13 protein-coding genes are annotated in these 15218 nt (G+C 70.2%); 8 read left to right on the top strand and 5 right to left on the bottom strand.

Going from position 1 to position 15218, the window contains the following annotated elements:
- Positions 1–14 precede the first annotated feature (14 nt).
- Together sufB and ACH4RC_RS09625 are read right to left on the bottom strand one after the other, a co-directional pair.
- Positions 15–1439 (bottom strand): Fe-S cluster assembly protein SufB, encoded by a 1425-nt coding sequence (gene sufB / locus ACH4RC_RS09630; protein ID WP_353941863.1) that lies wholly within the window; start codon positions 1437–1439, stop codon positions 15–17.
- Complete coding sequence (locus tag ACH4RC_RS09625) at positions 1436–2212, bottom strand: helix-turn-helix transcriptional regulator (protein ID WP_398197482.1); 777 nt, start codon at positions 2210–2212, stop codon at positions 1436–1438. The genes sufB and ACH4RC_RS09625 overlap by 4 nt, the downstream gene beginning before the upstream one ends.
- A 532-nt stretch (positions 2213–2744) precedes the next feature.
- Between ACH4RC_RS09625 and ACH4RC_RS09620 the strand changes: the two genes are divergently transcribed.
- The 3 genes from ACH4RC_RS09620 to ACH4RC_RS09610 all read left to right on the top strand — a co-directional run bounded on the left by ACH4RC_RS09620 (position 2745) and on the right by ACH4RC_RS09610 (position 5515).
- Positions 2745–3668, top strand: coding sequence for an ABC transporter ATP-binding protein (locus ACH4RC_RS09620; protein ID WP_398197479.1), 924 nt, complete (start codon positions 2745–2747; stop codon positions 3666–3668).
- Positions 3665–4432, top strand: a complete 768-nt coding sequence (locus ACH4RC_RS09615; RefSeq protein WP_398197476.1) for an ABC transporter permease — start codon at positions 3665–3667, stop codon at positions 4430–4432. Before ACH4RC_RS09620 ends, ACH4RC_RS09615 begins: the two co-directional genes overlap by 4 nt.
- A 78-nt stretch (positions 4433–4510) precedes the next feature.
- Positions 4511–5515 carry a heme A synthase gene (locus ACH4RC_RS09610; RefSeq protein ID WP_398197475.1) on the top strand — a complete coding sequence of 335 codons (1005 nt, stop codon included), beginning with the start codon at positions 4511–4513 and terminating at the stop codon, positions 5513–5515.
- Positions 5516–5525: 10 nt separating this feature from the next.
- On the opposite strand, the gene ACH4RC_RS09605 is transcribed toward ACH4RC_RS09610, so the two are convergent.
- The 3 genes from ACH4RC_RS09605 to ACH4RC_RS09595 all read right to left on the bottom strand — a co-directional run bounded on the left by ACH4RC_RS09605 (position 5526) and on the right by ACH4RC_RS09595 (position 8060).
- Complete coding sequence (locus ACH4RC_RS09605; protein WP_398197472.1) at positions 5526–6647, bottom strand: amidohydrolase family protein; 1122 nt, start codon at positions 6645–6647, stop codon at positions 5526–5528.
- Between the two features lie 115 nt (positions 6648–6762).
- Positions 6763–7098, bottom strand: coding sequence for a hypothetical protein (locus ACH4RC_RS09600; protein ID WP_398197470.1), 336 nt, complete (start codon positions 7096–7098; stop codon positions 6763–6765).
- A 104-nt stretch (positions 7099–7202) separates the two neighbouring features.
- Positions 7203–8060, bottom strand: coding sequence for a heme o synthase (locus ACH4RC_RS09595; protein WP_361081180.1), 858 nt, complete (start codon positions 8058–8060; stop codon positions 7203–7205).
- A 451-nt stretch (positions 8061–8511) separates the two neighbouring features.
- Between ACH4RC_RS09595 and tkt the strand changes: the two genes are divergently transcribed.
- Genes tkt through pgl form a run of 5 tightly spaced genes read left to right on the top strand, consistent with a single transcriptional unit; the run spans position 8512 to position 15213 of the window.
- A complete protein-coding gene (gene tkt / locus ACH4RC_RS09590; protein WP_398197467.1) occupies positions 8512–10599 on the top strand; it encodes a transketolase in 2088 nt (695 codons plus the stop codon).
- Positions 10600–10633: 34 nt separating this feature from the next.
- Positions 10634–11752 carry a transaldolase gene (gene tal / locus ACH4RC_RS09585; RefSeq protein ID WP_398197464.1) on the top strand — a complete coding sequence of 373 codons (1119 nt, stop codon included), beginning with the start codon at positions 10634–10636 and terminating at the stop codon, positions 11750–11752.
- 4 nt (positions 11753–11756) lie between these two features.
- Positions 11757–13286, top strand: a complete 1530-nt coding sequence (gene zwf, locus ACH4RC_RS09580; protein WP_398197463.1) for a glucose-6-phosphate dehydrogenase — start codon at positions 11757–11759, stop codon at positions 13284–13286.
- On the top strand, positions 13283–14437 hold the full coding sequence (opcA, locus tag ACH4RC_RS09575; RefSeq protein ID WP_398197460.1) for a glucose-6-phosphate dehydrogenase assembly protein OpcA: 1155 nt from the start codon (positions 13283–13285) through the stop codon (positions 14435–14437). Before zwf ends, opcA begins: the two co-directional genes overlap by 4 nt.
- Complete coding sequence (pgl, locus tag ACH4RC_RS09570) at positions 14434–15213, top strand: 6-phosphogluconolactonase (RefSeq protein ID WP_398197457.1); 780 nt, start codon at positions 14434–14436, stop codon at positions 15211–15213. The genes opcA and pgl overlap by 4 nt, the downstream gene beginning before the upstream one ends.
- Positions 15214–15218 lie beyond the last annotated feature (5 nt).

The raw sequence follows: 15218 nt of genomic DNA, 5'->3' as shown, positions 1-15218 counted from the left end.
TCGGACGGCTGGGGTCAGCCGACCGAGCCCTCCATCTGCAGCTCGATCAGCCGGTTGAGCTCAAGGGCGTACTCCATGGGCAGCTCCTTGGCGATCGGCTCGACGAAGCCGCGCACGATCATCGCCATGGCCTCGAACTCGCTCAGGCCGCGGCTCATCAGGTAGAAGAGCTGGTCCTCGGAGACCTTGGAGACGGTCGCCTCGTGGCCCATCGATACGTCGTCCTCGCGGACGTCGACGTACGGGTACGTGTCCGAGCGGGAGATCGTGTCGACGAGCAGCGCGTCGCACAGCACGTTCGACTTCGAACCGGCGGCGCCCTCGCCGATCTCGACCAGACCGCGGTAGGAGGTGCGGCCACCGCCGCGCGCCACGGACTTCGAGACGATGTTGGACGACGTGTTCGGCGCCATGTGGACCATCTTGGAGCCGGCGTCCTGGTGCTGGCCCTCGCCCGCGAAGGCGATGGAGAGCGTCTCGCCCTTGGCGTGCTCGCCCATCAGGTAGACGGCCGGGTACTTCATGGTGACCTTGGAGCCGATGTTGCCGTCGATCCACTCCATGGTCGCGCCCTCGTACGCCACGGCGCGCTTGGTGACCAGGTTGTAGACGTTGTTCGACCAGTTCTGGATGGTCGTGTAACGGCAGCGGGCGCCCTTCTTGACGATGATCTCGACGACGGCGCTGTGCAGCGAGTCCGACTTGTAGATCGGGGCGGTGCAGCCCTCGACGTAGTGGACGTAGGCGTCCTCGTCGACGATGATCAGCGTCCGCTCGAACTGGCCCATGTTCTCCGTGTTGATACGGAAGTAGGCCTGGAGCGGGATCTCGACGTGCACGCCCTTCGGCACGTAGATGAAGGAGCCACCCGACCACACGGCGGTGTTCAGCGCGGCGAACTTGTTGTCACCGGCCGGGATGACGGTCCCGAAGTACTCCTTGAAGAGCTCCGGGTGCTCCTTCAGGGCGGTGTCGGTGTCGAGGAAGATGACGCCCTGCTCCTCCAGGTCCTCGCGGATCTGGTGGTAGACGACCTCGGACTCGTACTGGGCCGCGACACCGGCGACGAGGCGCTGCTTCTCCGCCTCCGGGATGCCGAGCTTGTCGTACGTGTTCTTGATGTCCTCGGGCAGGTCCTCCCAGGACTCCGCCTGCTTCTCCGTGGAGCGCACGAAGTACTTGATGTTGTCGAAGTCGATGCCCGACAGGTCCGAGCCCCAGTTCGGCATGGGCTTCTTGCCGAACAGCTTGAGGCCCTTGAGACGGAGCTTGGTCATCCACTCCGGCTCGGACTTCTTGGCGGAGATGTCCTTGACGACGTCCTCGTTGATGCCGCGCTTGGCAGAGGCACCGGCCGCGTCGGAGTCTGCCCAGCCGTATTCGTACTTGCCCAGGCCCTCGAGCTCGGGGTGGGCAGTCTCCTCGATGGGGAGAGTCATGCGGGGTTCCTCCCGGCGGTGCGTGCAGATGCGTTGGTATCGGTCTTCGGGGTGTTCTTGCTGTACTTCACATTGCTCTGCGGGATGAACGTCGTGCAGACGCCGTCGCCGTGAGCGATGGTGGCCAGCCGCTGTACGTGCGTGCCGAGGAGCTGCGAGAACATCTCCGTCTCGGCCTCGCACAGCTGCGGGAACTGCTCGGCGACATGGGCGACCGGGCAGTGGTGCTGGCAGAGCTGCTCGCCCTGTTGCGGGAGGGGCGCGCTGCGGGCCGTAGCAGCGTACCCGTCCGCGCTCAGCGCCTTCGCCAGCGCCGCAGCGCGGTCACCGGCCGGGGCGCCCTCCACCGCCGCGCGGTAGGCCTCGGCCTGCGCGGCGAGCCGGGCGCGGGCGAAGGCGACGACCGCCTCGTCCCCGCCGGGCTGGGACTGGATCCAGCGGAGCGCGTCCGCGGCGAGCTTGTCGTAGGACTGGTCGAAGGCGTCCCGGCCGCAGTCGGTCAGGGCGAACACCTTCGCGGGCCGCCCGCGCGTACGCGCGCCGTAGACCCGCTGCTCGCGCGCCTCGACCACGTCGTCGGCCGCGAGGGCGTCGAGGTGGCGGCGGACGGCGGCCTGGGTGAGGCCGAGGCGTCCCGCCAGATCGGCGACGGTCGACGGGCCGTGGTCCAGGATGGAGCGCGCGACCCGGTTCCGCGTCGAACGCTCCCCGGTCGCGAGCTCTTCCTGAGGGGCCCCCGTGGGTGCCTCCTGAGCCTCGCCGACGTTTTTCACAACGCCATTGTTGCGTAATTCCTCAGACCCTGACAAGCGGAGTCCTCGGCGGATGGCGGTGCGGTACATCACTTAGGCAAGCCTAAGTGGACACGCCGCGTGACCTGGGCAAACGATCTTTGATCGATCATCGCAGGTGGGCGGGGTACGGCCGGAAGGTGCAGGCGAGCCGCGCAGCGCGAAGAGTGACAAACCGTCCCGGGCCACCCAATCAGGCATCGGCCCGACCCCATCGACCGTCCGGCCGTACGGCGGCCCCGGCCTCACCCTTCGATACGGCAGCAACGGCCGACCACGTCGGCCACGGAGCGGGCCCCACCCGTGATCCGACCCTCTCCGGCCACCGCCCATGCACGACCCCCTGCGGACCGGACGGCCAGCCGCCAGGCGGTCCCCGCCCCGGCCGGACCCTCGACCACCGTGTGGTCTCCCGCCCGCTCCAAGCCAGACCACCGCCCGCTCCAGGCCGGGACCCGGTGCCCCCTCCACCCGCGCGCCGAGTGCCGGCGCGGCCTCCCTAGACTTGCTCACCATGCGAAGCGACCCCGTCGTCCGGATCTCGAGTCTGGTCAAGCGGTACGGAGACAAGACCGCGGTCGACGGCCTCGACCTGGAGACCGGCCCCGGCATCACGGCCGTCCTCGGCCCCAACGGCGCCGGCAAGACCACCACCGTCGAGACCTGCGAGGGGTACCGCAGGCCGGACTCCGGCACCGTCCGCGTCCTCGGGCTCGACCCCGTCAAGCAGGCGGCACAGCTGCGTCCCCGCATCGGAGTGATGCTGCAGTCCGGCGGCGTCTACTCCGGCGCCCGCGCCGACGAGATGCTGCGCCACGTCGCCAAGCTGCACGCCCACCCCCTCGACGTGGACGCCCTCATCGAGCGGCTCGGGCTCGAAAGCTGCGGCCGTACGACGTACCGACGGCTCTCCGGCGGCCAGCAGCAGCGGCTCGCCCTCGCCATGGCCGTCGTCGGCCGGCCCGAACTGGTCTTCCTGGACGAGCCGACCGCGGGGCTCGACCCGCAGGCCCGGCGCGCCACCTGGGACCTGGTCCGCGACCTGCGCACGGACGGCGTCTCGGTCATCCTCACCACGCACCACATGGACGAGGCCGAGCAGCTCTCCGACGACGTGGCGATCGTCGCCGCGGGCAAGGTCATCGCCCACGGATCCCCCGAGCAGCTGTGCCGCGGCGGCGCCGAGAACACCCTGCGCTTCTCCGGCCGCCCCGGCCTGGACGTGGCCTCGCTCCTCAAGGCGCTGCCCACCGACTCCGCCGCGGCCGAGCTGACCCCGGGCTCCTACCGCGTGACCGGCAAGATCGACCCGCAGCTTCTGGCGACAGTTACTTCCTGGTGCGCGCAGCACGGCGTGATGCCGGACAGGATCTCCGTCGAGCGCCACACCCTCGAAGACGTATTCCTCGAACTGACCGGCAAGGAGCTGCGCGGATGAGCGCCGGTACGTACACCCCGAGGCCGGGCGCGGCGCCGCTGCCCCGCATGATCGCCGCACAGGCCGTCCTCGAGACGAAGATGCTGCTCCGCAACGGCGAGCAGCTCCTGCTCACGGTCGTCATCCCGACACTCCTCCTTGTGCTGTTCTCCTCGGTCGACATCGTCGACACCGGTGCGGGCAAGGCGGTCGACTTCCTGACCCCGGGCATCCTGGCGCTCGCCGTCATGTCGACGGCGTTCACCGGCCAGGCCATCGCGACGGGCTTCGAGCGCCGCTACGGAGTCCTCAAGCGGCTCGGCGCGTCACCCCTGCCCCGCTGGGCCCTGATGACGGCCAAGACCCTCTCCGTACTCGTCACGGAGGTGCTCCAGGTCGTCCTGCTGACGGTCATCGCGTTCGCGCTGGGCTGGTCGCCGCACGGCAACCCGTTCGCCGTGCTGCTGCTCCTGGTCCTCGGCACCGCCGCCTTCTCCGGGCTCGGCCTCCTCATGGCGGGCACGCTCAAGGCGGAGGCCACGCTCGCCGCCGCCAACCTGGTCTTCCTGCTCCTGCTGGTCGGCGGCGGCGTCATCGTGCCGCTCGACAAGTTCCCGGAGGCCGCCCAGTCGGTGCTCGGCCTGCTGCCCATCTCGGCGCTCTCCGACGGCCTGCGCGACGTCCTGCGCGACGGTGCCGCGATGCCCTGGGGCGATCTGGGCATCCTCGCGGTGTGGGCGGTCGTGGGGCTCGGCGCGGCGGGCCGCTTCTTCCGCTGGGAGTGAGCGCCGAGGCCGTAACGCGCGTCACAGATGGCCCGGATACGTCCCCCTCGTGAAGCCGTGCACAAGCGGCCCCCTACGATGGTGCGCGTGCCCAACGTGACCCGCGCCGACGCCGCCCAGGCGATCCGCAACCCGCTTCGCTTCATCGCCGAGCGCTGGACCCCCACGCAGCGGACGGTCCGGCGAGCGGCCATGTCCGCCGTCCTGATGACCGTGGTGATCGTCGTGACCGGCGGCGCCGTGCGCCTGACCGGATCGGGCCTCGGCTGCCCGACCTGGCCCAAGTGCACCGATCAGTCACTGACCACGACGAGCGAGATGGGCTTCCACGGAGTCATCGAGTTCGGCAACCGCATGCTCACGTACGTGCTGTGTGCCGCGGTCGGCTGGGCGATCATCGCCGCCCGTTCCCGGAAGCCGTGGCGGCGCCCGCTGACCCGGCTCGGCTGGACCCAGTTCTGGATCGTCATGGGCAACGCGGTGCTCGGCGGCATCGTCGTCCTGGTCGGCCTCAACCCGTACACGGTCGCGGCCCACTTCATCCTGACGACCGCGCTCCTCACCGTCGCCGTGCTGATGTGGCAGCGCACCCGTGAGGGCGACGCCGAGGCGCGTCCGCTGGTCGGCGCCGCGATCAAGCAGCTCGTGTGGGTCCTGGTCGTGGTGACGGGGCTGCTCGTCGCGGTCGGCACGGTCGTGACCGGCGCCGGGCCGCACGCGGGTGACTCCAGCGACGTGCACCGGATGCCGCTGGACTGGGAGACGGTCGCCAAGGGCCACGCGGTCCTGGCCTGGGTCGTGGTGACGCTGACCTTCGCGCTCTGGTTCGTCCTGAAGGCCGTCGACGCGCCGAAGGGCCCGCTGCACCGCACCCGCGACCTGTTCCTGATCCTGCTCGCCCAGGGCGTCATCGGCTACGTCCAGTACTTCACGGACCTGCCCGAGATCCTCGTCGGCCTGCACATGCTGGGCTCGGCGCTTGTGTGGATCGGCGTCATGCGCGTCCTGCTGTCGCTGCGGGAGCGCCCGGAGCCCGCCGCCGGCGTCCCGGCCCAGGCGGATCCGGAGCTGTCGGCCGTCTGACCCGGCCCCCTCAGGCGGCGACCGGGTCACCGAGCCCGTAGACCCGCTGCGCCGTCCCCGCCGCGATCATCGACGCCACCCGCTGCGCGTCCACGAGCGACCAGGCGCCCTCCGCGACCCAGTTGCCGAGGACCCGGCCGAGCGCGTCGCAGAACAGGCGGGCGCCGACCACGTGCAGTTCGGGGATGCCGTGAGCCCCGCTGGAGAACAGCAGCTTGCCGAACGGGGCCAGTTCGAGGATCTCCGCGAGGACGGCCGCCGCCCGCGCCCCGGTGCGGGCGAGCGCCGGGCCCAGATCGGCGTAGACGTGCGGCAGGATGCCCGCCAGATGCGCGGCGTGCCGGTGGTACGGGTAGCCGTGCAGCAGGATCAGATCGGTGCCCAGGCCCGCTGTCGCGCGAGCGAAGTCCGTGAGCAGCACCGGGTCCGTCCGGTCGATCCGCAGACCCGGCTCGCCGAGCCCGGCGTGCAGTTGCAGCGGGCGGCCCGACGCGACCGCGATCCACAGCAGGTGGCGCAGCAGGACGGGGTCCGTCAGCGGCCCGCCCACCGCGCGCGCCGCGAGCCAGCGGCCCGCCGCTCCCCGTACCTCGCCGGGCCCCGGCGGCTGCGGCGCGAGCGCGAGTCCGTGCCGTACGCCCGCGACCGAGGTGAAGGCGACCGCGTGCGCGGCGGCGCCGTGCACCGACTCGGCGAGGTTGGCGAGGAAGGACTCGACGGTCCCCGAGGTGTCCGCGACCTGCTCGGCGAGGAGTTCCAGGCGCACGATCTCGTGCGCGTCGGCCTCGGCGGCCCGGCCCAGCTCGGCGGGGTCGGTCAGATCGCCGGGCAGCCCGGTGTCGACGAGGTACGTGGTGATGCCGCTGCCGCGCAGGAGGCGCCGGCCGGCTTCGAAGACGCCGAGTTCGCGGCGCCTGGCCAGGTATCTGGCGGGCGCGCAGTGCGGTTCGAGGCCGAGCAGGGGCGGGCACCAGCGGCGTACGGCGAAGCCGGTCTGGGTGTCGAAGAAGGTGGTGCCGGGGGCGGGCGGGCCCTCGCCGCGGCCGAGGTGGGCCTCGAACGTGCCGAGGCCCAGTTCCGTGCGGAGCACCCCGTGACAGTACTGATCCACCAGGGACGGCGTTTCGATCATCGGGGGCTCCCGTCGGTGGACCGTGCTCCTACGGTCCTAACGGGTCAACCGGCGCCTGGTGTTGCTGAACCGCGGCTCGCACACCTGCGCCCATGACACCGCCGGGGCCCGGCGCTCAGCCACCGAGCTGGATGCCCGCCATGCGCTTCCACTCGTACGGCCCCGTCTCGACCTTGGCGGCGAACTCGCCGTCGAAGTCCTCGTGGACCGTGATGCCGGCCTTCTCGACCGCCTTCTGCGCGATTTCGTACGTACGGGCCATGAGGTCGCCCCAGCCGCCGTCCTCGCCGACGAGGACGATGCGGGTGCCGCGCTCGCCCACGTACGCCAGCTGTCCCTCGGCGCCGCCGTGCGCCTTGGCGAACGCGCCGATGTCCTTGGCCAGCCTGGCCGCCCTGCGCTCGTCCTTCGTGGCCCGACGGGGCTGCTCCACCGCTTGAGTCTCTGCCATGGACAGGATGCTACCGACGAGTAGCCAAACTGGCGATGGGTGGGGTGCGTGGCCTGGGCCACGCACCCCACCCATCGTGCGGATCAGTGCGGATCGGTCGCCGGTCAGCGCAGGAAGGGGTCCACCGCCACCGCGACGAAGAGCAGCGAGACGTAGGTGATGGACCAGTGGAAGAGCCGCATCTCCTTGAGCTTGCCGCCGGTGACCTCGGCCTTGGCGCGGTTCTGCAGACCGTGCGCCTCCCACAGCCAGAAGCCGCCGGACAGGAGCGCGACCACCGTGTAGAACCAGCCCGTGTAGCCGAGCGGCGTGAGGAGCAGCGAGACCGCGACCATCATCCAGCTGTAGAGGACGATCTGCCGGGCCACGACCTTGTTGGAGGCGATGACGGGCAGCATCGGCACGCCCACGCGCGCGTAGTCGTCCTTCACCTTCATGGACAGCGGCCAGTAGTGCGGCGGCGTCCAGAAGAACATGACGAGGAAGAGGATGACCGGCGCCCACGACATCGAGTTGGTCACCGACGACCAGCCGATGAGGACCGGCAGGCAGCCCGCGATGCCGCCCCACACGATGTTCTGCGAGGTGCGCCGCTTCAGGATCATCGTGTAGACGACCACATAGAAGAGGAGCGCGCCGAGCGACAGCCAGGCCGACAGCCAGTTGACCGCGAAGCCGAACAGGAGTGTGGAGATCACGGCGAGAGAGATGCCGAAGACCAGGCACTCGGCCGGGCTCACCATGCCGGTGACCAGCGGACGCTGCGACGTACGGTCCATGAGGGCGTCGATGTCGCGGTCGTACCACATGTTCAGCGCGTTGGCGCCGCCCGCGGACAGGTAACCGCCGAGGCAGGTGATCAGCACCAGCTTCAGATCAGGTACACCCTGTTCGGCGAGGAACATCACCGGCACCGTGGTGATCAGCAGAAGCTCGATGATCCGCGGCTTGGTCAGCGCCACGAACGCCTTGACGCGAGCTCCGAACGGCCGCCGGCCCTGGTTGCTGCTGCTCGTCAGCGCTCCCGCTGGACGGGATTCGACGGCCGTCACGCACACCCCTGACAAAGACTCCAGCGAGTCCCGAGCCGTTCACTTGATGTGAGGTCCCGGTAAAGACTCGCGCGTACCACGCCACTGTAGACGTTGCCTATACCTCGCCCTTCGCGGGGGTGGGGTCGTGTTGAGCGGGTACTCCGGATGAGCTTCACGCCCCCCTTTTGAGCCCCCGTTCGAGCGGTCCCGTATTCACGTGATGACGCGCCTTATTCCCTGTCAGGAGGCGGATGCCGAAGACTCCCGGCAGTCTGGAATGACTCGAAAGAATGCTTGTTCCAGCAAGGGTAGGCTCGACAACAGCCGGTGAGACCGACGTCACCGGTATGAGACATGTGGAGAGGAGCCCTGACCCAGGGTGAGCACCAAGCCGACCACCACTGACCTCGAGTGGACCGATGTGGACCAGCGCGCCGTAGACACGGCGCGCGTCCTGGCCGCCGACGCCGTACAGAAGGTCGGCAACGGCCATCCCGGTACGGCGATGAGCCTGGCTCCGGCCGCGTACACCCTCTTCCAGAAGGTGATGCGACACGACCCGGCGGACGCCGACTGGGTCGGCCGGGACCGTTTCGTCCTGTCCGCGGGCCACTCGTCCCTGACGCTCTACATCCAGCTCTACCTGGCCGGGTTCGGCCTGGAGCTCGACGACCTCAAGGCGTTCCGCACCTGGGGCTCCAGGACCCCCGGTCACCCGGAGTACGGCCACACCACCGGCGTCGAGACCACCACGGGCCCGCTCGGCCAGGGTGTCGCCAACGCCGTGGGCATGGCGATGGCCGCCCGCTACGAGCGCGGCCTGTTCGACCCGGAGGCGGCCCCCGGCACCTCCCCGTTCGACCACTACATCTACGCGATCGCCGGTGACGGCTGCCTCCAGGAGGGCATCTCCTCGGAGGCCTCCTCGCTCGCGGGCCACCAGAAGCTCAGCAACCTGGTCCTGCTGTGGGACGACAACCACATCTCGATCGAGGGCGACACCGAGACGGCCGTCTCCGAGGACACCTGCAAGCGCTACGAGGCCTACGGCTGGCACGTCCAGCGCGTCGACCCGAAGCCGGACGGCGACCTCGACCACGAGGCGATCTACAACGCCATCGCGGCGGCCAAGAAGGTGACGGACAAGCCGTCCTTCATCGCCATGCGCTCGATCATCGCCTGGCCCGCCCCGAACGCGCAGAACACCGAGGCCGCGCACGGCTCGGCGCTCGGCGACGACGAGGTGGCCGCCACCAAGCGCGTGCTCGGCTTCGATCCGGAGAAGTCCTTCGACGTCTCCGACGAGGTCATCGGCCACACCCGCAAGGCCCTCGACCGCGGCGCCGAGGCCAAGGCCGAGTGGGAGAAGTCGTTCCAGGAGTGGCGTTCGGCCAACCCGGAGCGCGCCGCCGAGTTCGACCGGATCAACGCGGGCGAGCTGCCCGACGGCTGGGAGGAGAAGCTCCCGGCGTTCGAGACCGGCAAGGGCGTCGCCACCCGCGCCGCCTCCGGCAAGGTCCTCCAGGCGCTCGGCCCGGTCATCCCCGAGCTGTGGGGCGGCTCCGCCGACCTCGCGGGCTCGAACAACACGACGATCGACAAGACGTCGTCGTTCCTGCCCGAGGGGAACGCGCTGCCGGAGGCCGACCCGTACGGCCGCACGATCCACTTCGGTATCCGCGAGCACTCGATGGCCGCGGAGATGAACGGCATCGCGCTGCACGGCCACACCCGTATCTACGGCGGCACGTTCCTGACGTTCTCCGACTACATGCGCAACTCCGTGCGCCTGTCGGCCCTGATGCACCTGCCGGTGACATACGTGTGGACGCACGACTCCATCGGTCTCGGCGAGGACGGCCCGACGCACCAGCCGGTCGAGCACATCGCCTCGCTGCGCGCCATCCCGGGCCTCAATGTGGTCCGCCCGGCCGACGCCAACGAGACGGCCATCGCCTGGCGCGAGATCCTCGAGCGCGGCAAGAAGGACTACGGCAAGAGCGCGCCGCACGGCCTCGTCCTGACCCGTCAGGGCGTGCCGACGTACGACGCGAACGAGTCCACGGTCAAGGGCGGCTACGTCCTGGTCGAGGCCTCGAAGGAGACCCCGGACCTCATCCTGGTCGCCACCGGTTCCGAGGTGCAGCTCGCCGTCGAGGCGCGCGAGACCCTGGAGGCGGAGGGTGTCGCCACGCGTGTCGTGTCGATGCCGTGCGTCGAGTGGTTCGAGGAGCAGGACCAGGGGTACCGGGAGAGCGTCCTGCCGTCCGCGGTCAGGGCCCGTGTCGCCGTCGAGGCCGGGATCGGCCTGACGTGGCACAAGTACGTGGGCGACGCCGGCCGCATCGTTTCGCTGGAGCACTACGGTGCTTCGGCCGACGGCAAGGTGCTCTTCCAGGAGTTCGGTTTCACTGCCGAGAACGTGGTGGCCAAGGCCCGGGAATCCCTCGCCGCGGCCCAGCGCTGACGCCTCTATACGACACGTAGGAGATGCAATTTCCATGACAGACGCACTGAAGCGCCTCTCCGAGGAGGGCGTCGCGATCTGGCTGGACGACCTGTCGCGCAAGCGGATCACCTCGGGCAACCTCGCCGAGCTGATCGACCAGCAGCACGTCGTGGGCGTCACGACCAATCCGTCGATCTTCCAGAAGGCGATCTCGCAGGGCGACGGTTACGACCAGCAGCTCTCCGACCTCGCCGCCCGCCGGGTCACGGTCGAGGAAGCCATCCGCATGATCACGACGGCGGACGTCCGCGACGCCGCCGACATCCTGCGCCCGGTCTACGACTCGACCGGCGGCCAGGACGGCCGTGTGTCGATCGAGGTCGACCCGCGCCTGGCGCACAACACGCACGCCACCGTCGCCGAGGCCAAGCAGCTGGCCTGGCTGGTGGACCGGCCGAACGCGCTCATCAAGATCCCGGCCACCGAGGCGGGCATCCCGGCGATCACCGAGGTCATCGGCCTCGGCATCAGCGTCAACGTGACGCTGATCTTCTCGCTCGAGCGCTACCGCAAGGTCATGGACGCCTACCTGGCCGGCCTGGAGAAGGCCAAGGAGCGCGGCCTGGACCTGTCCACGATCTACTCCGTGGCGTCCTTCTTCGTGTCCCGCGTGGACACCGAGATCGACAAGCGGCTGGACGGCATCGGCACGGACGAGGCCAAGTCCCTCAAGGGCAAGGCCGCCGTCGCCAACGCCCGCCTGGCGTACGAGGCGTACGAGGAGGTCTTCTCCTCCGACCGCTGGGCCGCGCTCGACAAGGCGCAGGCCAACAAGCAGCGTCCGCTGTGGGCCTCGACCGGCGTCAAGGACCCGGCCTACAAGGACACGCTGTACGTCGACGAGCTGGTGGCGCCGAACACGGTGAACACCATGCCGGAGGCGACGCTGGAGGCCACGGGCGACCACGGGCAGATCACCGGCAACACCATCAAGGGCACCTACGACCAGGCCCGCTCCGAGATCGCCGCGGTGGAGAAGCTCGGCATCTCGTACGACGAGGTCGTGCAGCTCCTCGAGGACGAGGGCGTCGAGAAGTTCGAGGCGTCCTGGACCGACCTGCTCAAGTCGACCGAGGCCGAGCTCAAGCGCCTCGCCCCCTCGGAGGGCTGAAACCTTGACCGCACACGGAGCCAACCCGCTCCGTGACGCCGCAGACCGACGGCTCCCGCGCATCGCGGGGCCGTCGGGCCTGGTGATCTTCGGCGTTACGGGCGATTTGTCACGTAAAAAGCTGATGCCCGCCGTGTACGACCTCGCCAACCGGGGTCTGCTTCCGCCGGGCTTCTCACTGATCGGGTTCGCCCGCCGCGACTGGGAGGACGAGGACTTCGCCCAGGTCGTGCACGACGCGGTCAAGCAGCACTCCCGCACCCCGTTCCGTGAAGAGGTCTGGCAGCAGCTCATCCAGGGCATGCGCTTCGTCCAGGGCAACTTCGACGACGACGAGGCGTTCGAGACCCTGAAGTCGACGATCCAGGACCTGGACAAGTCGCAGGGCACGGGCGGCAACTTCGCGTTCTACCTCTCCGTACCCCCCAAGTTCTTCCCGCTGGTCGTCAACCAGCTCAAGGAGCACGGCCTCGCGGACGCGCCCAAGGGCTCCTGGCGGCGCGCGGTCATCGAGAAGCCGTTCGGCCACGACCTCGCCTCGGCCAAGGACCTGAACGCGATCGTGCACGAGGTGTTCGACCCGGACCAGGTGTTCCGGATCGACCACTATCTCGGCAAGGAGACGGTCCAGAACATCCTGGCGCTGCGCTTCGCCAACCAGATGTTCGAGCCGATCTGGAACCGGTCCTACGTCGACCACGTACAGATCACCATGGCCGAGGACATCGGCATCGGCGGCCGGGCCGGCTACTACGACGGCATCGGCGCCGCCCGCGACGTCATCCAGAACCACCTCCTCCAGCTGATGGCGCTCACCGCGATGGAGGAGCCCGCCTCCTTCGACGCGGACGCGCTGGTGGCCGAGAAGGCCAAGGTGCTCGGCGCCATCCGGCTCCCGAAGGACCTCGGCGAGAGCACGGTGCGCGGCCAGTACGCGGCCGGGTGGCAGGGCGGCGAGAAGGCCGTCGGCTACCTCCAGGAAGAGGGCATCGACCCCAAGTCGAAGACCGACACCTACGCCGCCGTGAAGCTGGAGGTGGACAACCGCCGCTGGGCGGGCGTCCCCTTCTACCTGCGCACCGGCAAGCGCCTCGGCCGCCGCGTCACCGAGATCGCGGTCGTCTTCCAGCGCGCCCCGCACTCCCCCTTCGACCACACGGCGACGGAGGAGCTGGGCCAGAACGCGATCGTGATCCGCGTCCAGCCGGACGAGGGCATCACGGTCCGCTTCGGCTCCAAGGTGCCGGGCACCTCCATGGAGATCCGGGACGTGTCGATGGACTTCGCCTACGGCGAGTCGTTCACCGAGTCCAGCCCGGAGGCGTACGAGCGGCTCATCCTCGACGTGCTGCTCGGCGACTCCAACCTCTTCCCGCGCACGGAGGAGGTCGAGCTGTCCTGGAAGATCCTCGACCCGATCGAGAACTACTGGGACACGCACGGCAAGCCCGCGCAGTACCCGTCCGGCACGTGGGGGCCCGCGGAGGCGGACGAGATGCTCGCACGAGACGGACGGAGCTGGCGCCGGCCATGAAGATCGATCTCACGGACACCACCTCCAGCAAGATCAACAAGGCGCTCGTGAAGGCCCGCCGCGCCGTCGGCACCCCCGCTGTCGGCATGGTCCTCACCCTCGTCATCGTCACCGACGAGGAGAACGCCTACGACGCACTGAAGGCGGCCAACGAGGCGTCGCGCGAGCACCCCTCGCGCACGCTCGTCGTCATCAAGCGCGTCTCCCGCTCCCCGCGCGACCGCACGAAGTCGCGGCTCGACGCGGAGGTGCGGGTCGGCGTCGAGGCCGGCACCGGCGAGACGATCGTGCTCCGCCTCTACGGCGAGATCATCGATCACGCCCAGTCGGTCGTCCTGCCGCTCCTGCTCCCGGACGCCCCGACGGTCGTGTGGTGGGCGGTGGACGCGCCGCTCGACGCCGCCAAGGACCCGCTCGGCGCCCTGGCGCAGCGCCGCGTCACGGACACCTACGCGGCCGAGGAGCCGATCCAGGAGCTGGAGGCCCGCGCCAAGTCCTACGCCCCCGGCGACACGGACCTGTCCTGGACCCGGATCACCCCGTGGCGCTCCATGCTGGCCGCCGCCCTGGACCAGGTGGTCTGCGACGTCACGCGGGTCGAGGTCGAGGGCGAGGAGTTCAACCCGAGCTGCGAGCTGCTCGCCATGTGGCTCGCGGACCGGCTCGACGTGCCGGTGGCCCGCTCGTACTCCTCCGGCCCCGGCCTGACCGGCGTCCGCATGGAGTCCACCTGCGGCCCGATCGTCCTGGACCGGGCCGACGGCATCCTGGCCACGCTCTCCATCGAGGGCCAGCCGGACCGCTCCGTCGCGCTCAAGCGGCGCGAGACGTCCGAGCTGATCGCGGAGGAGCTGCGGCGCCTGGACCCGGACGACACGTACGAGGCCGCGCTGCGGTTCGGCGTGGACCGCCTCGCCGAGTCGGCCGGGCGGGCGGCCTCGGAGACCTCCGCGCCGTCGGAGGCATCGGCCCCGTCCCCCGCCGAGGACGCGCCGGGTCCGGTGAAGAAGGCGGCGGCCAAGAAGGCACCCGCGAAGCAGGAACCGGCGAAGAAGGCCGCGGCCAAGAAGACCGCGGCCAAGAAGGCGCCGGTCAAGGCCCCCGCCAAGAAGGCGGCCACGGCCCCGGTCAAGAAGGCGGCGGCGAAATGAGCGCGGCACCCCAACTCGTCGTCCACCGTGACAAGGAGCTGATGGCGCAGGCCGCCGCGGCCCGCCTCATCACCAAGATCGTCGACGCCCAGGCGGCCCGCGGCTACGCGTCCGTCGTCCTGACGGGCGGGCGCAACGGGAACGGCCTCCTCGCCGCGCTCGCCGCCGCGCCCGCCAGGGACGCGATCGACTGGAGCCGCCTCGACCTGTGGTGGGGCGACGAGCGGTTCCTGCCCAACGGGGACCCGGAGCGCAACTACACCCAGGCCAAGGAGGCGCTCCTCGACTCGGTGCCGCTCAACCCCGACCGCGTGCACCCCATGCCCGCGTCGGACGGCCCGTACGAGGCGGACGCCGCGGCCGAGATCTACGCGGCCGAGCTCGCCACCGCCGCCGGGCCCGAGGACCACGGCGGGGTGCCGACGTTCGACGTCCTGATGCTCGGCGTCGGCCCGGACACGCACGTCGCCTCGCTCTTCCCCGAGCTGCCCGCCGTCCGCGAGACGGAGCGCACGGTGGTCGGCGTGCGCGGCGCGCCCAAGCCGCCGCCCACCCGCATCACGCTCACGCTCCCGGCGATCCGGGCCGCGCGCGAGGTGTGGCTGCTCGCGGCGGGCGAGGACAAGGCGAAGGCGGCCGCGATCGCCCTGTCCGGGGCCGGTGAGATCCAGGCCCCGGCGGCGGGCGCGTACGGCCGCTCGCGGACGCTGTGGCTGCTCGACTCGGCCGCGGCGTCGCAGCTGCCGCCGGAGCTGTACCCGCCGGCGATCGCGTAGGAGCG

Origin of the sequence: Streptomyces sp. NPDC016845, from assembly GCF_044332585.1 — a bacterium.
Taxonomy (GTDB): Bacteria; Actinomycetota; Actinomycetes; order Streptomycetales; family Streptomycetaceae; genus Streptomyces.
Note: the sequence above shows the minus strand (reverse complement) of the source record. Positions and strands in the feature narration are given on the sequence as shown.

Coding starts and splice junctions, on each gene's coding strand:
- pgl (WP_398197457.1), top strand. CDS start 14,434: ATGAGCGCGGCACCCCAACTCGTCGTCCACCGTGACAAGGAGCTGATG.
- opcA (WP_398197460.1), top strand. CDS start 13,283: ATGAAGATCGATCTCACGGACACCACCTCCAGCAAGATCAACAAGGCG.
- ACH4RC_RS09600 (WP_398197470.1), bottom strand. CDS start 7,098: ATGGCAGAGACTCAAGCGGTGGAGCAGCCCCGTCGGGCCACGAAGGAC.
- ACH4RC_RS09610 (WP_398197475.1), top strand. CDS start 4,511: ATGGTGCGCGTGCCCAACGTGACCCGCGCCGACGCCGCCCAGGCGATC.
- ACH4RC_RS09605 (WP_398197472.1), bottom strand. CDS start 6,647: ATGATCGAAACGCCGTCCCTGGTGGATCAGTACTGTCACGGGGTGCTC.
- sufB (WP_353941863.1), bottom strand. CDS start 1,439: ATGACTCTCCCCATCGAGGAGACTGCCCACCCCGAGCTCGAGGGCCTG.
- ACH4RC_RS09615 (WP_398197476.1), top strand. CDS start 3,665: ATGAGCGCCGGTACGTACACCCCGAGGCCGGGCGCGGCGCCGCTGCCC.
- tal (WP_398197464.1), top strand. CDS start 10,634: ATGACAGACGCACTGAAGCGCCTCTCCGAGGAGGGCGTCGCGATCTGG.
- ACH4RC_RS09620 (WP_398197479.1), top strand. CDS start 2,745: ATGCGAAGCGACCCCGTCGTCCGGATCTCGAGTCTGGTCAAGCGGTAC.